Raw genomic sequence first — 24880 nt, forward strand, 5'->3', positions numbered from 1 at the left:
TTGGAATAATATAAATTATATTTTATGCAATTTTACTTATTAATTTCACATCTAACAGATCAATTTTATCCTCTATTCTCTTAATAACATCTTGTAAGTGTTGCGTAGCATTATGTTTATCTAGTGATTGTTGATCCTTCCATATCTCAAAGAAAATAAATGTATTGGGATTAGCATTATCTTGATGTAATTCATACTGAAGGCAACCTTCATCTCTATTGCTTGGCTCAACAAGCGATTTAGTTGCTAGTTTTACAAACTCAACTTCATTATCTTTTGCAATTATCGTTGCAACAATTCTTATTTCCGACATAAACTCATCCTGTTATAAAAGTAGAGAATTTCAACCCCTCTATTTATAACATAACTCAAAATTAGAATTCAGGCTTTATTATTCTATAATTCAGAAAATACATTTCTAATTTTAATAATATTGTTATATTGCAAAAACAGCGTAATTTTAAAATATAATACAATTAATTTTATAATTGCATTATATTTTGTTTATTTCATATTGATAGCCATAAGCTAAATTTCATCCAACAGTGATGCAATAAAGGCTAAGCGATGCTCATCACCTCCTTGAGTTACGCGATCACAGTTCATCCACTTTCCATTTTTAAGCCCTACCGCTGTCATACAGTGGAAAATAGCATCATGAACAGGATCACCTTCTTTGACTATAAAGTCAGTTGGCTCTTCAGATGTCGTCACAATGGTCGTTTTGTTGATATCTAACAGTGGTAAAAGCTTTTGTTGTTGTTCGTTATAGTACCAAGCAAAACCATTTAACATCACTTTATCAAAGAAACCTTTTAAAATAGCAGGCATTCCCATCCACCAAACAGGGAAAATAACAATCACCTCACAACTGGCTTTCAGTATCCTTTGATATTTTCCCACTAAAGGATCAATAAAGTTCCCTTTTGCATATAATGCAAGTTCAGCCTCTGTTAAAACAGGATTAAAGTTATCTGTATGTAAATCAATAATCTGAAACTTTTTATTTTTGGCCATTAACTCTTTTTCTATTGTTTCGAGTAAAAAATGGCAGAAGCTGCCGTCCCATGGGTGCGCATAAATAATTGTTACCATAAAATTCCATCCTTATAATAAAGTCCGAATAATACAAAATAGAACTCTCTTTTTTCGACCTTTTTATTGTAACTTATTATAGATTAGTAATTATGATAAAACGCAAAAACTGTTGAAATACTGTACAGATAATACTAACCCAAATAGCATGATTAAATGAACATATAAAAGTGAGGTCGCAATGGAAAATCATATTCAATTGGATATTAAAGACAGTGAAACCCTATTATCTTACTTATCAACTGAAATAAGTTTACCGATTGGCACTAAAAACTTTAATGGTTTTAGCATACAACACACGCCTATTACAGCTTATGACGCAGAGATAGCAATTGAACATATTGAAAATGCCATTATTCCAGTAAAAAGACAGCTTCCTGATGGGGAAATATTACTCTCTAGCAATAATAAAATGCTAGGTTTACTGATAGAAAATAGGCATGTTAATGGTGAATTTATAACGACACCACAAATCGAAGATGCTTTTAATGAATTGGTCAATGTAATTAACGGTAGCCCTATTCATTCAACACAATTACCAACGAATAGTGAGTTCAGTGCTTTTTTATTAATTATAAGGGAAATTACCCATCATTGGGGTTTGAATGGTATAACATATAATTAATCACAGTAGAGAAAAAGGACAAAGCCCTATATCTCTAACTTAAATATACTTGAAGATTCTAAAAAATCTTTAATATTAATACCCTACACGTTATTTTCAAACAAACTAGCTGGGCTATTACCCTTTAAAAAAGGACACATGTCCTTTTTTAAAGAAGAAAAATTGAGTATGATTCACCTATAATTTTAAGTATAAGTGGCTATTAAAATGAAAAGAGTAAACTCTACAGCAAAGTGTGAAGATTTTATTACCTATCATAATCTTAATGAAATTATTTCTGAAGAAACTCTCGAAAAAGCAAAACTTATCCACATAAAGGCTAAAGAGTACTTAATCTTTCAAGATAGCAAAATTAGTCACCTGTATTTTCTTGTTAAAGGCAAATTACAAGTAGAACGCTATGAAACTAATGGAAATAAGGTTGTTTTTTCATTTGAAAATGCATTTTCTATTCTTGGTGATTTAGAACTTTTCCAAGATGACGATGAACATGATAGGATCTACAACACAATTCAAGCTGTTACAGATGCAGATTTACTCGCAATTCCTTTATCTATAATTCGAAAAAAGGAAATTAATTCACCATTATTTTTGCAGTTTATCTGCCAGCACCTCAGTAAAAAGCTATATAACGCATCACAATTACATTCAAGTGCGTCCTATTCAGTAGAGTACAAATTAAGGCGCTACCTATCTTTTGTAGAAAAACAATATGGTGTTAATTTTAAATTAGAAAACAGAGAATCTTTAGCTGCTATGCTAGGGGTATCGGTAAGGCAATTAAATCGAACACTCTCTAAATTAATCACAGACAAGTTAATTGAACTAAAAGGCAAGCAAATAAAAATTTTAAATACTGAGCTACTCTTAAGTTCGTATCAAAAGTAAAAAAGGCCACCAGAGGCAGCCTTAGTCTAATACGGTAACCATTACTTTTTAGTGGCTAAAATAACCGCTGAAGCTTTAATAATTGCCGTAACTTTACTGCCGACTGCTAGCGCCATTTCAACAGTGCTATTATTCGTTACCACAGCTGACAATAATGTTCCCGCCTCCGTTTTTAAGTTAACGACAGAGTTTACACTACCCTTTTCAATAGATTCTACTTTTCCACAAAATTGGTTACGTGCTGAAAACTGGTACTCTTGTGCATCGGAAACAAGGACAACCCACGGTGCTTTAATGACAGCAACGGCTTGTTTACCTTTTTCTAACCCTAACTGTTTAGTACTGTTTTTAGTGATGATTGCGGCAATACTTTCTCCGTTGCCCAAATCTAAAATAACTTCATCATTTATTGCCCCAACAACAACAGACTCAACAACACCGATAAGTTGATTTCTTGCAGAAATAGTCATATTACGCCCTTCTTGATTATTAATGACTCATTATTTGAATAGTAAGGCTTTAACACTAAATTTTCCCAACTGTGGTAACCAAAGCCCATAACTAAAATATCGTAAATCATGACAACATTTCTATGATATTAATACATAATTATAAAAATCAACTGAGCAATTACTCCGAATTTGCGTTATTCATATTAAAGTAGTTCTTGTATTCGCGCTTAATCACTTCTTTTTAATAGTGGATGTTCTTTTTTGTAATCATGTTCATGATTATGGCCTCGGGACTTCAACACAACATATTCTTTTTTACAGTCCGTTAAAAACTGCAAGGAATTTGTCTTGCCCGTTTGGCTATCAATTAAAAAAAGGCTAATCGTATTATTTTTCGGAGAAACTATTTCAATAATACGCCCATCATCATGATAATAATCACCTTTATTAATCGTCACATTAAAATCTTTGATACTCTCGACTCTGCGATGCTCTTTACTTTTATTTAAAGGAAAGCCTGCATATTCACCGATGACAAAATCACGGATGTTAATCACATCATTAAAGAAAAATACTTTGGCGATGGGTGCAGCGGTTGGGAATGTAAAGCTACCATTCCTATCGTGTGATATCTGGTTGATCGATTGGTCAATATCACAGGTATAAACCAACGTTGAATTAGGCGCTTGACATCCAGCTAAAGCCATAATCGCAGTAAATAAAAATCCTATTTTTTTCATTGCATTCCTTGAATTAATAAAGTGCACAAAACTTAGCTTAGTATAAGCAACGTTAAGTTAAAGCTGAAATTTTAAGCGTAAGAAAATGTTTATATTTGATTAGCTCTATTCCTTATTATCAGCTTTATTAGCCCCCCTCTAAGAATGATATTCTCCGCCTCCCAATTGGCACCTTAATATTTGTAAAAAGTGGAGCTTTTATCAAACCACAATTTACTTATATTAATGCTATTATTTTTTATAAGGTACTCTATTTATGCACATAGAAAATGAATTTGGCCAACCTATTGGTCGGCTAATTCCAAATTGGTCTGCGCGCCAATTACCTCAGCGAATTCAACTACAAGGCAGACACTGCCGGATTGCTCCCCTCAATACTTCACACGCTGAAAGCTTATATCAGTCATTTTCCCAATCACCAGATAAGCGTAGTTGGACTTGGTTATCTGATGAAGCGCCTCAAAATTTTGAGCAATATAAAGATTGGGTTCATCACGCTTCACAAAAAAGTGATCCCTTATTTTTTACTATTTTTAATAAGCGCAATGATGCAGCAATTGGTGTATTTTCATTAATGAGAATAGATGCAAATAATGGGGTTGTTGAAGTCGGTCATGTTCACTTTTCCACCTTACTCAGTGGGACAATCATGTCAACCGAAGCACACTGGCTATTGATGCAATATGTATTTAATACACTAGGTTACAGACGTTACGAATGGAAATGCAATAGCTTGAATAACCCTTCCCATCAAGCTGCATTACGTTTAGGTTTTCAATATGAGGGACGATTTCGTAATGCACTAGTGACCAAAGGCCGAAATCGAGATACCGATTGGTTTTCGATTATTGACAGTGAATGGCCACAGGTAAATGAAGCACTACAAGCTTGGTTAGCTGATTCTAACCATCGCAATGGTAAGCAAATAAAATCCCTTTCAACTATTCGAAAAAGTTTCTTGTTAGTCGAAGATTAACGTTGATAGCCCCAAATTGGGGCCATCAAAATAATGGAAATTAAGAAAAATCAGGCCCAATCACATCAATACGATCTGTACAAATTGCATCAACCCCCCACTGTAAAAGCTGAGAGGCTCGAGCTGGGTCATTTACAGTGTAAGCTAATATGCGTAACCCTGCTTGTTTAAGCATTTTGACGCGTGCTTCATCTAAGAGTTTATGGTTTAAATGAATTGAAATACATGCCAATTGTGTTGTTAATTGTTGCCAATCATCACGCCACTGATCGAGTAACAGCCCCCTTGGTAGTTCAGGAACCGTTTTTTGGGCAGCCTCTAAAGCCTCAACAGAAAAGGACGATAATAACGGTGCCGTTTGCCCAACCCAGAGTTCTCGGGCTGCCAATGAAACCAAAGTGCCTGTCTCAATTTCTAGACCTGTTGTTGGCTTAATTTCGATATTCGCCATCATGCCGTATTTCTGGCAACGATCTGCAACTTGTTCAAGGGAAGGTAAGTGCTCACCTGCAAACTCTGAACTATACCAACTTCCTGCATCAATAGTGAGCAATTCCTCCCAACTCAGTAACCCAGCAACACCAGCACCATCACTCGTTCTTTCTAGCGTATCGTCGTGCAACAGAAAGATTTGCCCGTCAATGGAGAGTTTTGCATCAAACTCAATCATTGTATGCCCAAAGCTCGCACCAACATCAATTGCGGCTAACGTATTTTCAGGTGCAAGTTTACCGCCACCTCGGTGTGCGACAACATGCGGGTAAGGCCAATTACTCATAAACGGTATCCCTGTTGGCTATCGAAAAAATGTAGGTGCGTATCTGGAAAATGAAGATACAGAGCCGTCCCTACCTGTGGACGAAATTCATGACTAAGGCGTACAACCACTTTTTGTGAGGCTATACGCCCATGCACTAAATTATCTGCGCCGAGTATTTCAAGATTTTCGACCACCAGCGGTATTCCTTCAGCTGTTTTCGAAACCCATTCTATATGCTCAGGTCGTATCCCTAACGTTATCGCACTCCCTGCCCACTGTAAATATTGGCGATTCAGTGGTATCAAATGCCCTGAACTAAATATAAAAAATTTACCATCCTCGCTAATTTTACCCTCAAATAAGTTCATCGCTGGTGAGCCAATAAAACTGGCAACAAAACGACTCGCAGGTTTCTCATAGACCTCAACAGGGGTACCTATCTGCTCTACAATCCCTCTATTCATCACCATCACTCGCTGAGCCAATGTCATTGCCTCTACTTGGTCATGAGTCACATACAAACTGGTTGTTTTAAGCCTTTGATGAAGATGTTGTAGTTCCAGTCGCATTTGTACGCGTAATTTAGCATCTAAGTTGGACAATGGCTCATCAAACAAAAACACAGCGGGATCACGTACTATTGCCCGTCCCATCGCAACACGCTGGCGCTGCCCTCCTGACAATTCACGCGGACGGCGTTGCAACAAACCCTCTAGCTCTAATATACGGGCAGCTTCTTCAACTTTTTTGCGGATTTGATCTTTACCTAACCCTCTGATTTTTAACCCCCACGCCATGTTTTCTTCAACACTCATATGTGGGTATAACGCATAATTTTGAAAAACCATTGCAATGCCGCGCTCTTTAGGTTCTAAATTTGTCACTCGTTGCTGGTCAATCCAAATATCACCACTGGTCACTCTCTCAAGGCCTGCAACCATACGTAATAACGTTGATTTTCCACAACCTGACGGACCAACCATCACAATAAACTCACCATCCGCAACATCAACAGTTAATGGCTTAATAACTTGGTTTTTACCATCCCAACTTTTACTAACTGCTTGTAATTTTAACTCTGCCATGGCTTATTTCTCGCTATCGACCAAGCCACGCACAAATGCTCTTTGCATGACTAAAACAATAATTACAGGGGGGATTAATGTCAGCAGCATCGCTGCCATGACTAGATTCCATTGTGTTGTTCCTTCTCCTGAAGCAATCATGCCCTTTATCCCTGCAACCGCCGTCCCTAAATCTAGGTCAGTAATAATCAATAGTGGCCACAGATATTGATTCCAACCATAAATAAAGGTAATCACAAATAAAGCCGCGAGATTAGTTTTTGAAAGTGGCAATACAATATCGAAGAAAAAGCGCATCGGGGTTGCACCATCAATGCGAGCAGCTTCCATAAGTTCATCAGGCAACGTCATAAAAAACTGGCGAAATAAAAAAGTCGCTGTCGCAGAGGCCATGAGGGGCAATGTTAGACCTGAATAGCTATCAAACATATTCAAATTAGAAATCACTTCGATCGTCGGAAAAATGCGTACCTCAACAGGAAGCATTAATGTAATAAAAATCATCCAAAAAAAGAGGTGACGAAATGGAAAACGAAACCAAACAATGGCAAAAGCAGATAACAGTGAAACCGTAATTTTCCCAATCGTGATAACCAAAGCCATCAATGTACTATTCGCTAACATCACCCAAAAAGGAGCACTGTTGGCTGCTACGCCATTGTTCCAAATGTAGCTCAAGTTTTCCCATAAATGGCTACCAGGGATCAGCGTAATCGGCGTTTCAAATACCGCTTGGTTATCTAAGGTTGCGGCGACAAAAGCCACATAGAGTGGAAATAAAATAACTATCGTACCTAAGATAAGTATGACATGGCTAAAGATCGTTAACCCTCGGCGCTGTTCAATCATTGATAACGCACCTTACGTTCAATAAAACGGAATTGAATAATGGTTAAAATCACCACTAATAACATTAAAATGACAGATTGCGCTGCGGAAGAGGATAAATCTAACCCAGAAAAACCCTCTCGATATATCTTATAAATCAATGTTGTTGTTGCTTGAATTGGCCCGCCCCCTGTTGCCGCATCAATAATCGGGAATGTGTCAAAAAAGGCATATACCAAATTCACGACTAATAAGAAGAAACTGACTGGTGTAATCAACGGTAATGAAATGCGGAAAAAACGGCGGATAGGCCCAGCGCCATCAATAGCGGCAGCTTCCATCAAAGAACGTGGAATGGATTGTAAAGCGGCAAAGAAAAACAAAAAATTATAACTAATTTGCTTCCAAACAGAAGCGAGAACAACCAAAAACATCGCTTGCCCACTGTGCTGAGCATGGTTCCAATCATACCCTATAGATTCTAATGCATGGGTAATTAACCCTCTGCCTGGGCTGAATAAAAACATCCATAAAACCGCGGCAATAGCAGGAGCTACCGCATAGGGTAATAACATCAATGTTTGGTAAAAACGGCTACCTCGAATAACATAATCCACCAAGGCGGCAAAAAACAATGAGACAAATAACCCACATCCTGCCACTAATCCACTAAACACCATGGTGGTATAAAATGAATCAAGATAATAGCTATCTTGGAATAATTGAATAAAGTTATCTAACCCAACAAATTCACTTGAGAACCCAAATGGATCAATATTTTGCAATGAGTACCATAAGGCTTGAACAGCTGGCCAAATAAAAAAAATAATGGTAATCAATAACTGAGGTAGAACAAGGGCATAGGGTAGCCAACTTGATCGAAAAACAGGTCGTGAAGAAGACATAAAAACACTCGGTTAAGTTGCATAATTGCCCCTTCCTTGAAGAAAGAGGCAATAGTGTCTGTCAGTTACTGCTGGGTTGATTTTTCAAAGCGGCGTAATAATTGATTACCTCGGTCAACTGCGGTATCTAAAGCCTGTTGGGGCGTTTTTTTCCCTGACCAAACCGATTCTAATTCTTCATCTACAATGGTACGAATTTGAGGCATATTCCCTAAACGTAAGCCTTTGGTGTAGGCTAAAGGAGGTTTGTTTAGCATCTGGCGAGTCGCAATATCTGCACCTGGGTTTTTATCATAATAACCCGATTCACGGCTTAAATTATAAGCTGCCGTTGTTATCGGCAAATAACCCGTTTTTTGGTGCCACTGTGCTGCATTTTCAGGTTTAGCTAAGAACTGCATAAACTCGGCAACCCCTTTATATGTTGCAGGGTCTTTTCCTGCCATCACCCATAAACTGGCTCCACCGATAATGGCATTTTGCGGTGCTCCCTCCACTTCGGCGTCATAAGGCATCATGCCAACACCAAAATCAAATTTGGCATGCTTGCGAATATTCGCGAGTGAGCCTGAAGAAGCGGTAATGATGGCACAATCGCCGTTGTAGAATTTTTCGGTGGATTCATCTTTACGGCCTAAGTAGCTGAAATCGCCTTTTTTATTCATTTCTTGCAACAAAGCGATATGCTTAACTTGTGTTGGCTGATTAAATTCTAAAACAGCATCTACCCCATCAAACCCATTATTTTTTGACGCAATAGGTTTACCATGCCAAGCACTAAAGTTTTCAATTTGGATCCAACCTTGCCAGCCACTGGCATAACCACATTTCATACCAGACTCACGTAGCTTTGCCGTATAAGCCGCCATGTCTTGCCATGTTTTCGGCGGCTCATCTGGATTTAAGCCTGCTTTTTTGAAGGCTTCTTTGTTGTAATACAAAACAGGCGTTGAGCTATTAAACGGTTGCGATAACAAATGCCCTGTTTTTGCATCACTGTAATAACCCGAAACGGTTGGAACAAATTGCGATTCATCAAATGCAATACCTGCATCTTGGAAAACTTCATAAACTGGCTTAACCGCCTTAGATGCCATCATCGTTGCCGTGCCAACTTCATAAACCTGTAAAATGGCAGGGGCATTACCAGAACGAAAAGCCGCAATACCTGCAGCAAGGCTTTGTTCATAGTTGCCTTTATATACAGGCATAATTTTATAATCTGGGTGTGTCTTATTAAATTCGGTGGCTAACGCATTAACCTCTTCACCCAGCTCCCCTTCCATGGAATGCCAAAAGGAAATTTCAGTGGCGGCGATGGCTTGGCTGGCAAATAATAAACTGAATACTGTCGCTAGCGTTGAATGTTGTAACGGTGTCATTCTATTTATCTCGCTTTCTATTGAATTGCGCTTAGATTTGCATCAAATGTACGAAATCACGCAGTTTATGTTCGAGATAGAATGTACCAGTAGGAAATGACAGAAATATAACTCACGGATGACAGAACAATGACAAAAATGTATCTAAAGTATGAGATATAAATGACAATCTATTGAAAAATAAAAGACGGCATTCATCATTTACGCCGTCTTACTCAACCTTTAAATTACAAATTTATATCGAAAATTAACGTTCTTCACTAATCACAATAAAAACACACTCGCCATAGTCAGTAGATTGCAGTTGAATTTTCTCTTTACCTAAAATGCGAGCATGGCTTCCCATTGGCATACTCTGCCCTTGGCAAGTGATACTGCCATCTGTCACATACAAAAGTGCTTTCTGATGGGCTTCAATAGTGAAATTTAAGGCTTTTTCTTTAACTTTAACACGGTAAACCGATGCCCCCGCATTGAATATAATCGTTGGAAAATCTTCCATTGACTGGTTTTTAGGGGTATCACTTGCAACAGGGTAAAACGTTTCACTCCAAAGTTTTGGGGGATAGTTTCTCACTTCGTGTTGAGGCTCAGCATTTTGCTTTTTAGGCATAAACCAAATACCAAGATACCTCGCGGGTGTATCTGTATAGTTATGATTTGAACGTGCGTAACCTGAACCCGCAGTGATGCGCTGCACACTATTATCAGTCAACACTAAATGATTATTCAGACTGTCTTTATGGGTTAGCTCGCCCTTTATCACAATAAAAATTTGTTCTAAATTTTGATGTGGATGCATGTCATAACCACAATTCGGTGCGATCGTGTAGTCATTTATTAATAAAATATTGCCAAAATAGTTGCTCAAATCTTGGCTGGTTCTTGCAAGATCGTGCGTCGAATTCGCAGGAAAAAGACAATATACTTGGCTCCAACCATGATTAACATAATAACGTTGCTGAGCATCAATAATCGTAATCATTAAATCCCCTTCACTCCCCATCAAAATAACTAACTATCAGTATTTGCTGTGCTATTTTGTAAACTTCGCCCTTCATATGAACGCCATATTCCAGATATTGAACCAACTAGTGGGACAAAAAGTGTTTGGTTCATATCGAGGACAATAGGTTCATAGCTTGGATTATCTGACACGCAGATGAGCATGTTATCTTTTACATGGCAGCGCTTCAGTGATAATCCAATTTCATCTATTTCACTCATACGAACAGCAAAAATTTCTTTAAAAGGAACAGTTTGTAAAAATGTATGCGACACGAATGCGGGTTGAATAAACACAATATCCCCCACTAACAATTCGCTATGCATGCTGTCATCTTCAATTAACAACGCATAAGGACGCTGAAACGTCACTTTATTCGCATCATCATGTTGAGCCTTAAACCACCCTTTAGGTTTTTGTCCATGCTTATGTGTCGCGATATGCGGCAAAGATGAATAAAGCGGGATCCAACTATATGCGTTATCCTTCGGTGGCTCCTCACCTTGATAAAACTCTGGTTTTCCATTGCGAAGTCCAGGTGTCTGGATGGTGGATGTTTCTTCTGCCCCAAGCAAATAATCAATGGAAACATGCAAATTTTTAGCCATTTTCAACAAAATATCATAGCCTGGCTCACTTCTACCTTTAATGTAGTTGTTTAGCCTTGCTCGCGTAATACCTGTTTCTGTCGCAAACTGACTTTGTGAAAGTTTCCGCTCTATAATTAATTTGTTAAGCCTTTCATTAAAAGACACATTCACTCCAATTCAGAGAGTTAAATTAAAATCTAATTAACCTGTTAAACCGCCAGTTGAGTATTCCACTCAAGCTTAAATAATCAGTTTTACTGATCTCACCATACCGCATCCTAAATAAATCCGTCAACAAATTGTGTACATTATAATTTTTTTCTGTGATGAAAATAGCAATCCGCTTGTATTTTTTTAAAAGATTATCCAACGTATCGACAATAAATTCATTTTTAGACTTCAATCACATCCTTTAACAAAAAATACATGTAATTTGTACCTTAAGGTTAATTTAGTATCCGATTTGTGTACATAAAAATAAAATACAACTCAGTATAAATAAAATGAGGTAGGTATGGTTTCATTTTGGTTACAGCTAGCAATTATTCTTGCCGCCATCGTCATTGGAGCCAGAATTAGTGGGATAGGCATTGGCATAGCCGGCGGTTTTGGGCTGACCTGCTTAGCATTTATCTTTCATCTTAAACCCAGCTCACCCCCGATAGATGTACTATTAATCATTGCTGCATTAGTGACTATTGTCAGTGTATTGCAGGCTGCGGGAGGAATGGACTACTTGGTAAGCCTGGCAGAAGGGTTACTCCGGAAAAATCCAAATCATATTACCATCATCGGTCCAATTGTCGCCTATTTGTTTACAATCTTGGCGGGTACAGCATATGTCTCTTTATCGTTATACCCTGTAATTGCGGAAGTCGCCCTAGAAGCCAAAGTTCGACCTGAACGCCCGATATCAGCGGCATTAATTGCTGCTAAGTTCGGTATTACAAGTAGCCCAATGAGTGCAGCAACAGCAGCAATGCTCGCTATCGTCGCTTCCCACGATATTACAATCACACAAATATTATTGGTGTGTATCCCTTCAGGGATCGTCGCCACATTAGTCGCCTCTCTAGTCGTTTACAAACGAGGGCTCGAACTCGCTGATGATCCTGAATTTCAACGCCGCCTAGCGTCAGGTGAAATTGTTTTAGCTCCTCATAAAGAAAAAAGCGAAATCAGCCGTTCTGCAAAAATTTCTGTCTTATTGTTCGGCGCTGCTATTTTGTTAGTGGTCATTTTCGGCACCTTTAACTCACTACTCCCAACATGGGAGTCGGGCGGAAAGGTCGTGACATTAAGCGTTCCACATACCATTGAAATGCTAATGCTGGGAACATCATTACTGATTGTATTGGTATGCGGTGTTAAATCATCAAAAATTGCAGCGGCATCAACATTCCGTGCAGGAATGGTTGGATTTATTGCGATTTTTGGGGTGGCTTGGATGACTGATACCTTCTTTATGGAGCATAAAGGAATTTTCATTGAAACCTTTGCTGACATAGTAAAAGCCCACCCTTGGCTATTCGCCGTCGCACTTTTCATGATGGCAGCCATGTTATTTAGCCAAGGTGCCGCCGTTGTCGCTCTCATGCCTCTTGGCCTCTCTTTAGATATCCCTGCGCCTTATCTTGTTGCCATGTTTGCAGCGGTTAACGGCACCTTTTTCTTCCCTGCAACGGGAACCACTGTTGGAGCAATGTCATTCGACAGAACGGGCACAACTAAAATCGGAAAATACGTTCTTAATCATAGCTTTATGCTACCCGGCCTTGTCGCAACAGTAACAGCCATTCTCATGGGTTTTGCCATAAGCTACTTTGTTTTTTAAAAATCAATTAATTAAATGAATGATAGGAAAGTTATTATGCGCTTAGAAAAAGACAGTCTTGGCACAATGGAAGTCCCTGATCACGCTTATTACGGGATCCAAACACTACGTGGTAAAGCAAACTTTGACGTTTCACCAAAAACATTTAACGATTATCCAAATATTTTAAAAGCTTACGCAGAGTTAAAAAAAGCGTGTGCCTTTGCAAACCGTGATATTCAAGCATTATCACCAGAAAAAGCGGAAGCTATCGCAAAGGCTTGCGATGAAATGGCCGCAGGCAAACTCGCAGGCCAATTTCCTGTGAATGTCTTTAGGGGGTGCGGAACCTCTGCAAATATGAATGTAAATGAAGTCATTGCTAACCGCGCAAATGAGATCCTAACGGGTAAAAAAGGCTATGACCAAGTTCATCCTAATACACATGTCAATATGTGCCAATCCTCTAACGATATATTCCCTTCCGTTGAATCAGTCGTTATCTATCGTGAAATTGGTAACTTACTCAATACATTAAAAGGACTGGAAAGCGCACTGCAAGTCAAGGTAGAAACCTTTGCTGACGTGGTGAAAATTGCCAGAACAAGCTTGCAAGATGCACTTCCAATAACTTTTGGCCAAGCATTTTCAGGTTACCATGCCGCAATAAAGCGTAATCGTTTATTACTCGAAGGTTATCAAGACACCTATCGCCAAGCCATTTTAGGTGCCACTGCTGTGGGAACAGGAATGGGGGTCATGCCCGGTTTTATTGACAGTGTCTATAAACATATGAGCGATATTGTTGGCTTTGAAATGCATCCTCACGAAAACTATATAGATGGAATGCAAAATGCCGATCACTTCTTAATTCTTTCTGCTTACTTAAAATCTATCGCCATTATGGTTGGTAAAATGGCTAATGATTTTAGGCAGTTATCATCAGGGCCGCGCGGAGGTTTTAACGAACTCATTCTGCCAAATATTGCTGGTGATTGCGGAATTATGCAAGGCAGTATTTACCCCGTCATTCCTGAGTTAATGATCCAAATGATGCACCAAGTCAGTGCCAATGATTGGGGGGTAAGCTTATCAGTTCCTGCTGCCGATACAGATATCGTCCCATCCGCAGTGATCAATTACATGGGCACATTAGAATCAATGGAGCTTTTAAATAACGGAATCAATTTATTTAAAACCTATTGTCTTGATGGAATACAAGCTAATGTGGAAGTTTGCCGACAATATGCCGAAGGTTCAACGTCACTGGCGACCATGGTCAGCGCATTATATGGCTACGAAATTGGTGGAAAAATAGCCAAAATTTCTTACGAACAAGGTATTACTTGTAAAGAAGCGGCTATCCGCGAAAACCTTTTACCCCTAGATGTTGCCGAAGAATTATTTGATATCAAAAAATTAACCGAACTTAACTCTACCGTTGCGATGTTTGAAAAATACAAAAACATCAGAAGCGTTAACTAAACCAATCCTTTGTAAGTAATGAATCTCAAGGAAACTCTTATGTATAACAATACGATAACTCAGGATAAAACAATTTCTTCTGATAAAGTCGTCTACGGGCCAGAAACAACGAAAGCAATGGAATATCTCCATTTATGCGATATGACCATTGAAAGATATCCGCAAATGCTAGTGGCACTTGGTAAAGTTAAAAAAGCCTGTGCGATGACGAACAAGCAAATTCAGGCGCTGGATAAATACAAAGCAGATGCCATTATCTCTGCTTGTGATGAACTTATTGCAGGGCAACTTACACAACAATTCCCGTTATCTGCTATCGGCGGGTTTGGTCCTGTCCTCAATATGGTTGCGAATGAAGTATTAGCGCGCCGTGCAAATTATCTTTTGGAGAAAAGCAGCATTAAAGGAGATATTTGCCCAAATACACATGTAAATATGGGTCAGTCTTCAAACGATGTTATCAAAACTGCCCAAATATTGGCGGTCTATGATGAAATCAACTATTTACTTGATGCCACAACATATTTGGAAGAACCCTTGTTGCAAAAGAGTATTGAGTTCAATGATATCGTCAAAATGGGTCGAATTTCATACCAAGATGCAGTTCCAATTACGATGGGACAAGAGTTTTCTGGTTATCACAGCCAAATCAAGCGAAATCGACTCCGTTTAGCCGAAGAACGCAACCATTGGCAGCACGTTCCTCTCGGCGCTACCATATTAGGTACCGGTCTTGGTTGCAAACCAGGATATTTTAATGAGGTATGTGATAATTTATCTTTAGTGTGCGGACGAACCATCAAACAAAGTGATAATCTTTTTGATGCGATGCAAACGGCAGATGCTTACGTCATGCTACATGCGCATATTCAATCTCTGGCAATTTGCGCAGCAAAAATAGCACTCGATATTCGCGTAATGGCATCAGGTCCACGGGCTGGTCTACGTGAAATTACACTTAAAGCCCTACAACCAGGGTCATCAATTATGCCGGGGAAAGTAAACCCTGTCATTCCTCACATGGTGACTCAAATCAGCCAAAAAATTTCTGCTAACCATGCTGGAATTGCGACAGCTGTCTGTGCGGGAGAGCTTGAACTTAGCTCCACCAGCTCTGTAATTATTAAAAGTATTTTTGATTCGGTAGAACTACTTGGTAAAGGAATTAAAATATTAGGTGAAAAAGTCGTTATTGATATTAAAGCTAACAAAGATCATTGCCGCGAAATGGCAGAAAAATCATTAGGCTTATCGACGGTGATTAATACCTTATTTGGTTATGAAACAAGCCTGCAAGTGACCAAGTTGGCGACAGAAAATAATCTTACCTGTAAGCAAGCTGCAATACAGGCTGGTTTGCTAAGCAATGACGAAGCTGATGAGATATTTAATCTCGGCATGCTCACTAATATTGAGCTTAGTGAAAAAGTATTCAGTAAGTTTATTTCAAGCCAGCGATAATTACTGAATTTAAATGTAGTTAAACATAAAAGCCAAGAAATATAACTTGGCTTTTATTTATAATTTAATCACCATCCCAAAAGAGTGTAAACATATCGAATATCCCTTTTTTATATTTTGTTTCTGCATGCAAAATCTCAATATTCGATACGGCTTGCAAGTCGCCATTTTTCACCATTTGGCGAATATCATTAGGTCGTAGTGGCTCATTTAATAGCCGATTAGCTATTTTTTCACTTGTTATCTTATACATCGTTTGAAAGATCAACTGCGAAGATCCTAGACGGTCAAAATAATAAGTTTGGGAGCCTTTTCGCCACACTTCAGCATAGTGGTGATTTGTTACATTACCTATTTTTACCCAAGGCTCTGCACTTTCACTTTGTAGTTGATAAAGGCTTGTTCGACGGGATATCAACCCAGGAGAACGGTTACTTCCCCATTTTTCAGAGCTACCCACATAATACGTTTTATTATTACAATAAAAGATTAATGGTGAAATTTCAGGGCATCCTGTTTCAGGAAACAGGTTATCCCCCGCCCGACGTATTTTCCCTTTTTTCTTATCATAAAAATACACGCTATTATCGGATAAAAATAAAGCATGATTCACATGAGCCCCATGACGACTAATAATTTGATAAGATGCGAATTCAGAGGGAAACAATAAATTATTTACAGCCACGTCACCTGACTGAGGAGAGAATAAGTACGCTTCATCATGTAGATTATCTACATCAAAACTATATAAATCATCATTATCTTTTAAGGCGAGTTTGTCTTGCTGATAATAAACAGACTTTCCATCATGAAAGAAGAACGCACTTTCCCAAAGGGTATTATTTAGGCGTATAAAATTAACAGCACGTAAGTTTTGAGCATCAGCACCACTCATCACATGCCCTTTGAAATAAACCTGTTCCCCATCATCTAGAACATCTCTATTCCCAATCAATTGGTACGCTTTATTTGATTTCGGCAATAACACTAAAGGGTAATAATATCTCGGTGGCTTTCCAGCTAACTCCCAGCCAAATAGCCATGTTTGCCACAAATATTCTAAGTCTGAAAGATCATTGTTTACTTGTGATATTGATGAACAATAAATTATCGTTTCACCATCCGTAAAATAATCATTACCAATGACTTTTGCTGTTTTAGGATTAAATTTGGGCACAATCTTATTACCACAATAGCTATTTTTAGCATCAACAGCAAATTGCGCATCGCGAAGGTGGCCTTCTATTGTGAGTACTTTAAAGCTACTAGGATCTGCTTCTTCGATGGCATATTCCCCATTACTAGGAATATTTGCATAAATTTTGCCATCATAGAGTGTAAAAATACTATACCCTATTCGTTCACCTTCATGACTAATTTCAAAACTCGACACCTTATTCATTGATAAAATGAAACCGGATAAAGATAAGCAGGCAAGAAACAAAATGCAGGCACTTATGTAAGTTACTCTTTTTTTATTAATCAATAAAATTTCGCTTCTGTTTTACTACTTTTAGCCAGTTTGACCGTTTTACCATTAGAGTTCAAGGTAAGTATAAAGTTACATTGGTAAGCAATATTGCGCCTATCATAATCACATTTAGACTCAACCAATAAGATGGTTTGCCCTAATGCTCTAATATCCATTGTATGATCAAATGCTTTTGTGAAGTCTTTACCATAGGTCAGCAACGTCTCTGAAATAACGCTATTACCTTTATAGTATTTAATTTCAGTTGGTAGCATATGCCAATTATAATTATTTTCGCCAAACTTTTCTTTGGTGTCCGCAAGTATTGAACCTGTGATAAACCCATCCTTGTTATATTGATAAATCAATTCACCATTTGTGTCTTTCCTTGAAATAATACTACAATCTTTGCCTATCACCATTTCTACTGGCCCATTAGCATCCGTACCGATAAGCTTATTCTTGACCCGCGTAATAGAAAGATAATTATGAACGCCACTTAGATATTCATCTTTTTTCTGATTTAAACGAAAACTTTCCACGCAACCATCACGCCCAATTTTTAGTTGAGACTCATAATTGATTGTTTTATCATCGTTATAAACAGTCGTATTCAGTTCTTTAATATTTCCTCTCACCGGGTTGAAATCGTACAACTGTGCCATATTGAACACAACTGGGTTATATTGCTGTTCTTGAAAAGCCAAGGCTTCAAAAGAGGTAAAAAAACAATTACCTGCGCCATTGGTAATACGAATTTACGATTCATTTTTATATACCCTTTAATGCCGGTATTCTGAGATACATTAATAACTATTAGTTTTACTTAGCATTTATACTATCAGGTTTTTGACAAATGTCAGGCATTGGGGGAAATAAAACTAACGGATCGCACATTCTTACCTTTTCGCCTAAAATAGTGGATTAAGCTAAATTTTTAGAGATAAGAGTCAAAAAAATGCGCAGCAATGCGAATTAAAGCGCTTTGGGAATCGAGTATTTTAGGTTTATTTTGGGTGAATTAGCTAAGTGTCGATCAGCCTTTTCCATTAAATACCCCGCCATTTCAGCAACAGTCAGATTATCCAGCCCCTCATCTTCAAGGCCAAACCATTCATTTGGCCAGTAGATCAGATCCGATGGGTTTGCATCAAAATTAATCTCAAGTAAATTTATTGCGTAATCTTGTTCAGAATCACTACCTTCGGCACTGCAAATAAATTCTAAAATCTGGATGAGTTCCTCATAAAGCAAATCATCAAGGTATTTCGTCTGGTTTAGTGCGGTACGTGTAAATTCCTTAGCGCTTGTCCACGATGAGTAATCACGAAAATCACTGAATTCACAAGGTGATACTACCCCTGAATTCCATTCCAACATCATTGATTTAAGTGCTTTATCATTCTCTGTTGCACCTCTATCTATTTCATTTGTTATTTGTTCTAATAATTCAACTAGTTGTTTCAGCTTTGTACGGCGAACCTTAATTGGCTTTAATCTCTCTGGCAAATGCATAACCACATCCTTATTCAGAAAAACTATAGATTTATTCTATTGATTAAATTGAAATTATTATTCATTAATGAGCCAAATCTCACTCGTGAATATTCATAATCCTTAGTACGTTCAGAAATATCATTGCATTTATTCTTATCGAGAGCCTCCGTCACTGCCCTTTGTGCTATTTCATTGTTTAATCTTTTAATGTCGTCAGTACGCTCAAAACCTTGCAACACCAATGCTAGGTTTTCACCAAGCGCTTTACATAATTGATCATTATCTAATATGTTGATGTTATCTGTATTAACTCTATAATTTGTACAACCTGACATTAACATTACAAAAATAAACAATAAAGTATTTTCACGAGGTATGACCTTTTTAAATTTATAAAAAACAATTTCAAAAACCAGTATAATATAAATGAGTCTCATTATCATAGACGAAAGGGTTTAACTTTAAGTTAACTGTTTATAAAATAAACATAAGAGGAATAGAATGGTCTTACGTCATTTGATGCTTGGCTTATGTATCATATTGCCGATTTCAGGATGGTCAAACCCAACGAATGCCATAGAAAACAGCCCAGAAATTCTCAGTGACAATTGGGTTCTCTGTTTAACGGAATATACAAAAAAGCAAGCTTCAAACACAAAAAATAGAGAAGATATCATCGCTAAAAACGCCTATAAGGCATGTAAAAAAAGTGGCGATGCATTATTAGCACTCGATATTGAAGAAAATATTAACCTAGCGTTAGAGCACCCTGATACCTCTAAAAACCCCATTGAATTAAATGCCCTCAAAAAACGTATAAAAATAGAACAAGAAAAAATATGGGAAAACAACTTTAACGAACGAATGGTTCCAATGCTTAAATGTATTGTGCTTTATACTCGAAATGGCCAAAACGATTACTGTGATGCATTGGTATCTGCGGGTTTGTCTCAATAGAAAACCTGGTTTGATAAAAATAATATTATCTACCTTACACAATGGAATGTACCAAGAATAAGATATCTAAAGTTTAAAAATATGTTTGCTTGACTGAAGGACGGAACTCAATAAACAACAAGAGACTAATGAAAAATTATTATTTAGTAGTTCTAAAAAAGCTAAAGGTAACTAAAGGATACTCCAATGAAAGTATATAAAAGGCAGCTTTTTTTCCTTATATCTTGTTTAATGATGAGACCTGCGATGGCAAATGAATACCAAGTGGATATTGGATGGGTTCCAGGATTTATTTCTGAATACAATTATACGCAGACATATATTGTAGATTCATCAGGAAAAATAATTACCCATTTTAGGGGAAGAAACTCTGCAGGTGGGGCATTAGGTACTGGTGTGCAAAACTCCTCTAGAGCAGACTTTCAAACCCCAAGCACAATGCTAGTGACGTGGCTATCTTTTAAAGATGGTCATTTTTGGCAAGCTAAAATAAATTTACCAAAAAAAGAAATATCACAGATGTTTAAGGAGAAAATTCAGGGCATTTTTGTGTCCCAACCACACCAGAAAGTCCAGAGATATAACAAACTTGTTGTTAATGTAGGGCCACAAGGAAAGGTTTATGTGTTTCTTGGTGGGGCAGACATTAAATTGATTGGTCAATATCAAGGTCACAAAATAGATATTCCCTAGGAAACTCATATTAAAAATACTTGGTCAAGTTCTCCAGCCCAGCCTATTACAAAAAACCAATATGTAACAAGAGTTCAAGAATCACGTAAAGATACACTAAAACTGACTGAACAATTCAATGAATATATATTTAATTCTATCAATTGGAAATTAACGTCAAATCACCCCAACCAGTTGATTGCCTACACATTTAAAATGATTAATGGTGAAGATCAAAGCGTTTTAGATAATATCGAACAAACGACTTTACATTCTATTCCCAGACTATTTATTTTTGACGTAAAAGTAATTCTAAAATATCGCGTTACCGAGTGAGATTAGACCCTGAAATTTATACCTTCTTTCATAAATACTTTGATTCTAAAAGCCTTGTAAATTTTAATATAATTTTTTCCAATACAAGTGAAGCAAATTTATATCTAGAACAAGGAACAACAAAAATTGAATTTAAAAAAATTAATATTGATGAAATGTAGCGTTAACTTAGCCCCCATATCCACCACCTAAAGGGGGTAATTTTCAATAGACGATAGTAGACGTTGGAATAATGGGATTTAGTTAGAATGCTTGATTTACTTGGGGTTGGAAGACTTTGGAAGACGTTACAAGAAGTGAAGATGGCGGAGGAGAGAATCATACACGACACCTATTACATTGATACTAAATAATTATTTAAATTCTAACTTTCATTCTATACAAGTCTCTATACAACCAAGATCATTGCTAGGCGGTTTTTGATGTCTGTTTTTGCTTGGCTCAATGAAATATCTCAGTTGCATAAATATCACTAATTGGTAGTTTTATTGCAGATAATAAAACGCTATCCAAAGAAATATGACGAATCGTCTTCATCAATAACAATAAGTGCTTCTTCTAAGGTATACGTGCGTGTTTTGTCATAATTTACCCAATGGTCAACATTAAACCAAAACAGCCGCCAATTTGAATTATTCTTATCGAACTTTATTTTGATAATGGGAATTGATGACTCATCGCCACAGCATGTACCTCTTTGTGAAATAATTATTTCCTTATTTAGTACACTGTAGGTTAAGTAGAAAATGTCCCAATTATTATCATAAGGCGCCCATATTTTGATATATTTTTCAATAAGAAACTTAACTCCTGATTGCTTTATCATTTGCTATACCATACATAAAATAATTCCATTTCAATCTAATTTTACACCTAAAGCAATATCTGAGTGGTATTTACTAATCTACCTAAATATTTTCGGGTTAGTTGAACTGGTCATCTTAAAGAGGAGAAATTGCCTGTTTACTTCAAGCTATGATCACATATTATGCAAAATATATTTTACTTAATGAGGTTTATACATGTTTGAACTAATTGATAACCTAGTAAAACAAGCAGCTCAAAAATTTGGTAGCAATCTGTCTGTTTATCACCCAAATCAAGGTAGAAATGGGTTTAATGAAAAGAACTTAACTTATAAGCTAGCACATCAATTCGAATCAAGTACCACTGACGCTAATATAAATCCTGTGGCCTTTATGGAGGTTCCACTTAAGAATCCAAACAGTGAACGCTTTGACCTACATATTGATACTATTCTGATTAATGAATCCTCAGTTATTTTTGTTGAGGCTAAGCGATTATATAGTATTGAGAAAATGCGCGAGATGATGACTGATTGGGGCAGAATGGAAGAAAATAACCTAACCATGATTACCAAAAACTTTCCAAACAAAAAAATTTATAGGTTAATTGTTGCTGAATCATGGGATAGCAAAATTACTGATTGGTGGGTTGGTAAGGAAACAAAAATCAAATGGGACAGAACATGGCTTCCTCAATGTGTAGGTTCTCATCCTGTGACCGATATAGATAAACATTCAATTAGCTGGCTATATGCTATTGAATCTTTGATGGATTGATAAATAAACTAGTACATATCAACCAATAAATATCTGTGCCCCTGTTAGCTAATAACCATTAAACCATTCATAGCGACCTATAGCCGTAACTTTGTTTCCTTTCTGGTAGGTCATCAACTGAATTGAAGTGTAAAATATAGATCTCTTAGTGAGGATGAACGGGCGTTTTCGGCTAATTAGCCAGCCCGTCTAACTCACTCTATAATAAGCAAAAAATAGTTCACAAATAAAATCTAGCCTAGATATTGATTGCTAAACAATAAGGACACATCAAAACTTTAGTTATTTTCTATGAAATAGATTTTTTAAGTTTTATTTCGTGGTTAACAAAAACTTTAAGATACATACTTACATGGCAATTTTTAAAATCAGTAGGCTTTGCAGTCAAAAGCTTTTCAAGTCCAAACGATGTGGCTATCAAACGCCAAGCTACTTCATCAGCTGATCCACAATTTATGGTAAAAATGTTTTCAGAGACCCCTTTTTCTAAAGTATCCGTTAATAAGGAATGCCAACAATCAATCGCTTTTTGATAGGCTAAGTGTAATAGCTGATCCTTTTCTATTAATTTTTCAGCGTCTCTCCATAGTTTTAAATATAATCGGATGATACAAATGAAGCAGATTGTATTAAAAACAACCAGATTGCAACTCGTTCCCTTAAACGAAAAGCATTTACAATATCAGATTGATCTAGGAAAGGACCCAAAAGTTATGATGTACCTAGATGGTCCTCAAACTGCGGAAGCAAGCGAAAAAGAGTTCACTGATTCATTAACTAGAGCTAAACGAGGATTAGGATGTTGGGCTGGTTTTATGGATGGAGAATTTGTAGGATTTTGGATTTTGTGTGTGCCTTATGAAATTGAATCTACAACAGTAAAAATTATTCCATATGGTGATGATACGGCAGAACTGGGATATATCTTAGCTAGTAAGTTTTGGCGCCAAGGGCTTGGAAAAGAGGGGGCAATAGCTTTAGTTAGGTATGGTTTTGAAACATTAAATCTCTTACAAATTATATCCAGAACAGATGTTAATAGTATTGCTTCACAAGCAACAATGATATCAGCTGGTTTGCAATTTAAACGAAGGTTTAAGGTTACAACAGGTGAAGGCATTGAATTTCATGTATCTAAAGAAGAATGGAACATGAAAAACAAAGAAAAATTGTCGTAATATCATGAAGTAGTGAATAAAATCCCCAAAGATGACTTCCTTGGTAATTTTAATTATACACCACCTAAAGGGGGTAATTTTCAATAGACGATAGTAGACGTTGGAATAATGGGATTTAGTTGGAATGCTTGATTTACTTGGGATTGGAAGACGTTACTAGAAGTGAAGATGGCGGAGGAGGAGAGATTCGAACTCTCGGATGGTTTCCCATCGGCGGTTTTCAAGACCGCTGCCTTCAGCCGCTCGGCCACCCCTCCGCAATGACGTGCACTATAAACATCCTCTTCGTGGATGTAAACCCCTAACTTGTTCGTTCGCCTTAAAAATATACGCATTTCAGTCTGTTGGGTGAAAATATCAACATTTTAATTCGTTCGCTTGGGTTATGGGCTCATTTTTGCTAAATTTGTACTCTGTTTTTTTGGGATTAATAAAGTATGTTGCTGTTTAACAATCAAGAAATTGAAACGGACTCTCAAGGTTATTTGCTCGATAGCCAACAATGGTCAGAGGAACTCATCCCTTTACTTGCGCAAGAAGAAGGCATTGAACTGACTCATGAGCACTTAGAAATCATTCGTTTTGTGCGTAACTTCTACTTAGAATTTAATACATCCCCAGCGATCCGCATGTTAGTCAAAGCCGTTTCGCAACAATTTGGGGAAGAAAAAGGCAATAGCCGCTATCTATACCGGCTCTTTCCAAAAGGGCCAGCCAAACAAGCGACTAAACTTGCTGGCTTGCCTAAGCCTGTGAAATGTATTTGATTTCTTACTAATAGCGGACATTAAAATCCGCTATTGGCGCCGTTTGCCAGCTTTCACTAAAAAAATGATCAATTTTAGCCCCTGGTGGTCCACCCGCTTTCAACCAGTCATCGACAAATTCAATATCTTGCTCTGAGCCATAAATCGCAAGTTTTACACTGCCGTCTTCACGGTTGCTCACAAAACCTTTAAGCCCATTTTGATTGGCCCAATGATAGGTCTGATAACGAAAGCCAACCCCTTGAACTCGCCCATAAATATAAAAGTAACGGCCTGATGTTGTCATGTTCGCCTCCTTTTTAGAGCATAATAGTGTGGTTCTCTTTTT

Annotated in this window: 28 protein-coding genes and 1 tRNA gene; 11 read left to right on the forward strand and 18 right to left on the reverse strand. The window is 37.4% G+C overall.

Annotated features, from left to right (window positions below):
• Positions 1-22 precede the first annotated feature (22 nt).
• Complete coding sequence (locus tag ACE2AL_RS13770; protein WP_272573727.1) at positions 23-313, reverse strand: putative quinol monooxygenase; 291 nt, start codon at positions 311-313, stop codon at positions 23-25.
• Between the two features lie 215 nt (positions 314-528).
• Positions 529-1095: an NAD(P)H-dependent oxidoreductase gene (locus ACE2AL_RS13775; protein WP_206086696.1), complete on the reverse strand. Its 567-nt coding sequence runs from the start codon at positions 1093-1095 to the stop codon at positions 529-531.
• Positions 1096-1276: 181 nt separating this feature from the next.
• On the opposite strand from ACE2AL_RS13775, the gene ACE2AL_RS13780 reads away from it, so the two are divergent.
• Both ACE2AL_RS13780 and ACE2AL_RS13785 read left to right on the forward strand, forming a co-directional pair.
• Positions 1277-1720, forward strand: coding sequence for a hypothetical protein (locus ACE2AL_RS13780; protein ID WP_206086695.1), 444 nt, complete (start codon positions 1277-1279; stop codon positions 1718-1720).
• A 207-nt stretch (positions 1721-1927) separates the two neighbouring features.
• On the forward strand, positions 1928-2608 hold the full coding sequence (locus tag ACE2AL_RS13785; RefSeq protein ID WP_206086694.1) for a Crp/Fnr family transcriptional regulator: 681 nt from the start codon (positions 1928-1930) through the stop codon (positions 2606-2608).
• Between the two features lie 41 nt (positions 2609-2649).
• Here ACE2AL_RS13785 and ACE2AL_RS13790 read toward each other — a convergent pair whose 3' ends face one another.
• Together ACE2AL_RS13790 and ACE2AL_RS13795 are read right to left on the reverse strand one after the other, a co-directional pair.
• Positions 2650-3078 carry a molybdopterin-binding protein gene (locus ACE2AL_RS13790; protein ID WP_206086693.1) on the reverse strand — a complete coding sequence of 143 codons (429 nt, stop codon included), beginning with the start codon at positions 3076-3078 and terminating at the stop codon, positions 2650-2652.
• A gap of 209 nt (positions 3079-3287) precedes the next feature.
• Positions 3288-3800: a hypothetical protein gene (locus ACE2AL_RS13795; RefSeq protein ID WP_206086692.1), complete on the reverse strand. Its 513-nt coding sequence runs from the start codon at positions 3798-3800 to the stop codon at positions 3288-3290.
• A 256-nt stretch (positions 3801-4056) separates the two neighbouring features.
• On the opposite strand from ACE2AL_RS13795, the gene ACE2AL_RS13800 reads away from it, so the two are divergent.
• Positions 4057-4776, forward strand: coding sequence for a GNAT family N-acetyltransferase (locus tag ACE2AL_RS13800; protein WP_272538713.1), 720 nt, complete (start codon positions 4057-4059; stop codon positions 4774-4776).
• A 40-nt stretch (positions 4777-4816) separates the two neighbouring features.
• Here the strand turns inward: ACE2AL_RS13800 and ugpQ are convergent, their stop codons facing one another.
• The 7 genes from ugpQ to ACE2AL_RS13835 form a co-directional block, all read right to left on the reverse strand.
• Positions 4817-5554 (reverse strand): glycerophosphodiester phosphodiesterase, encoded by a 738-nt coding sequence (gene ugpQ / locus ACE2AL_RS13805; protein WP_206086690.1) that lies wholly within the window; start codon positions 5552-5554, stop codon positions 4817-4819.
• The gene (locus tag ACE2AL_RS13810; RefSeq protein WP_272538715.1) at positions 5551-6621 is read right to left on the reverse strand and encodes a sn-glycerol-3-phosphate import ATP-binding protein UgpC; all 1071 of its coding nucleotides are present in this window, start codon (positions 6619-6621) and stop codon (positions 5551-5553) included. Before ACE2AL_RS13810 ends, ugpQ begins: the two co-directional genes overlap by 4 nt.
• A gap of 3 nt (positions 6622-6624) precedes the next feature.
• Entirely contained in the window at positions 6625-7470 is an 846-nt protein-coding gene (gene ugpE, locus ACE2AL_RS13815; protein WP_206086688.1) for a sn-glycerol-3-phosphate ABC transporter permease UgpE, read from the reverse strand.
• On the reverse strand, positions 7467-8354 hold the full coding sequence (gene ugpA / locus ACE2AL_RS13820; RefSeq protein WP_272680755.1) for a sn-glycerol-3-phosphate ABC transporter permease UgpA: 888 nt from the start codon (positions 8352-8354) through the stop codon (positions 7467-7469). The genes ugpE and ugpA overlap by 4 nt, the downstream gene beginning before the upstream one ends.
• 65 nt (positions 8355-8419) lie before the next feature.
• Positions 8420-9736, reverse strand: coding sequence for a sn-glycerol-3-phosphate ABC transporter substrate-binding protein UgpB (ugpB, locus tag ACE2AL_RS13825; RefSeq protein WP_375083601.1), 1317 nt, complete (start codon positions 9734-9736; stop codon positions 8420-8422).
• Between the two features lie 247 nt (positions 9737-9983).
• A complete protein-coding gene (locus ACE2AL_RS13830; protein ID WP_375083602.1) occupies positions 9984-10721 on the reverse strand; it encodes a pirin family protein in 738 nt (245 codons plus the stop codon).
• Positions 10722-10750: 29 nt separating this feature from the next.
• Positions 10751-11497 carry a LexA family transcriptional regulator gene (locus tag ACE2AL_RS13835; protein ID WP_349415300.1) on the reverse strand — a complete coding sequence of 249 codons (747 nt, stop codon included), beginning with the start codon at positions 11495-11497 and terminating at the stop codon, positions 10751-10753.
• A 349-nt stretch (positions 11498-11846) separates the two neighbouring features.
• Between ACE2AL_RS13835 and ACE2AL_RS13840 the strand changes: the two genes are divergently transcribed.
• The 3 genes from ACE2AL_RS13840 to ACE2AL_RS13850 are packed head-to-tail and all read left to right on the forward strand — an operon-like array spanning position 11847 to position 16091.
• Positions 11847-13166, forward strand: coding sequence for an anaerobic C4-dicarboxylate transporter (locus ACE2AL_RS13840; RefSeq protein WP_349415301.1), 1320 nt, complete (start codon positions 11847-11849; stop codon positions 13164-13166).
• A 36-nt stretch (positions 13167-13202) separates the two neighbouring features.
• Entirely contained in the window at positions 13203-14630 is a 1428-nt protein-coding gene (locus ACE2AL_RS13845; RefSeq protein WP_349415302.1) for a lyase family protein, read from the forward strand.
• Between the two features lie 39 nt (positions 14631-14669).
• A complete protein-coding gene (locus tag ACE2AL_RS13850; protein ID WP_375083603.1) occupies positions 14670-16091 on the forward strand; it encodes a lyase family protein in 1422 nt (473 codons plus the stop codon).
• Positions 16092-16155: 64 nt separating this feature from the next.
• Here the strand turns inward: ACE2AL_RS13850 and ACE2AL_RS13855 are convergent, their stop codons facing one another.
• From ACE2AL_RS13855 to ACE2AL_RS13870, 4 genes are all read right to left on the reverse strand, one after another.
• On the reverse strand, positions 16156-17577 hold the full coding sequence (locus ACE2AL_RS13855) for a DKNYY domain-containing protein (RefSeq protein ID WP_375083604.1): 1422 nt from the start codon (positions 17575-17577) through the stop codon (positions 16156-16158).
• Positions 17574-18227 (reverse strand): YnfC family lipoprotein, encoded by a 654-nt coding sequence (locus ACE2AL_RS13860; RefSeq protein WP_375083605.1) that lies wholly within the window; start codon positions 18225-18227, stop codon positions 17574-17576. The genes ACE2AL_RS13855 and ACE2AL_RS13860 overlap by 4 nt, the downstream gene beginning before the upstream one ends.
• A 310-nt stretch (positions 18228-18537) precedes the next feature.
• The gene (locus ACE2AL_RS13865) at positions 18538-19077 is read right to left on the reverse strand and encodes a hypothetical protein (RefSeq protein ID WP_375083606.1); all 540 of its coding nucleotides are present in this window, start codon (positions 19075-19077) and stop codon (positions 18538-18540) included.
• Positions 19078-19100: 23 nt separating this feature from the next.
• Positions 19101-19394, reverse strand: coding sequence for a hypothetical protein (locus ACE2AL_RS13870; protein WP_375083607.1), 294 nt, complete (start codon positions 19392-19394; stop codon positions 19101-19103).
• Between the two features lie 166 nt (positions 19395-19560).
• Here ACE2AL_RS13870 and ACE2AL_RS13875 point away from each other — a divergent pair, with 166 nt between their 5' ends.
• Together ACE2AL_RS13875 and ACE2AL_RS13880 are read left to right on the forward strand one after the other, a co-directional pair.
• Positions 19561-20016, forward strand: a complete 456-nt coding sequence (locus tag ACE2AL_RS13875) for a hypothetical protein (RefSeq protein WP_349415308.1) — start codon at positions 19561-19563, stop codon at positions 20014-20016.
• A 186-nt stretch (positions 20017-20202) separates the two neighbouring features.
• The gene (locus tag ACE2AL_RS13880; RefSeq protein WP_375083608.1) at positions 20203-20709 is read left to right on the forward strand and encodes a DUF2931 family protein; all 507 of its coding nucleotides are present in this window, start codon (positions 20203-20205) and stop codon (positions 20707-20709) included.
• Between the two features lie 820 nt (positions 20710-21529).
• Here ACE2AL_RS13880 and ACE2AL_RS13885 read toward each other — a convergent pair.
• Positions 21530-21850 (reverse strand): DUF3024 domain-containing protein, encoded by a 321-nt coding sequence (locus ACE2AL_RS13885; protein ID WP_375083609.1) that lies wholly within the window; start codon positions 21848-21850, stop codon positions 21530-21532.
• Between the two features lie 196 nt (positions 21851-22046).
• On the opposite strand from ACE2AL_RS13885, the gene ACE2AL_RS13890 reads away from it, so the two are divergent.
• Positions 22047-22607: a hypothetical protein gene (locus ACE2AL_RS13890; RefSeq protein WP_349415311.1), complete on the forward strand. Its 561-nt coding sequence runs from the start codon at positions 22047-22049 to the stop codon at positions 22605-22607.
• 614 nt (positions 22608-23221) lie between these two features.
• Complete coding sequence (locus ACE2AL_RS13895) at positions 23222-23785, forward strand: GNAT family N-acetyltransferase (RefSeq protein ID WP_375083610.1); 564 nt, start codon at positions 23222-23224, stop codon at positions 23783-23785.
• A 169-nt stretch (positions 23786-23954) separates the two neighbouring features.
• Here ACE2AL_RS13895 and ACE2AL_RS13900 read toward each other — a convergent pair.
• A tRNA-Ser gene (locus ACE2AL_RS13900) sits at positions 23955-24042 on the reverse strand.
• A 180-nt stretch (positions 24043-24222) separates the two neighbouring features.
• Here ACE2AL_RS13900 and tusE point away from each other — a divergent pair.
• On the forward strand, positions 24223-24552 hold the full coding sequence (gene tusE / locus ACE2AL_RS13905) for a sulfurtransferase TusE (RefSeq protein ID WP_225817886.1): 330 nt from the start codon (positions 24223-24225) through the stop codon (positions 24550-24552).
• Positions 24553-24559: 7 nt separating this feature from the next.
• On the opposite strand, the gene ACE2AL_RS13910 is transcribed toward tusE, so the two are convergent.
• Entirely contained in the window at positions 24560-24838 is a 279-nt protein-coding gene (locus tag ACE2AL_RS13910; protein ID WP_206086682.1) for an acylphosphatase, read from the reverse strand.
• Positions 24839-24880 lie beyond the last annotated feature (42 nt).

Source organism: Providencia xihuensis (assembly GCF_041953405.1).
GTDB classification, from domain to species: Bacteria; Pseudomonadota; Gammaproteobacteria; order Enterobacterales; family Enterobacteriaceae; genus Providencia; species Providencia vermicola.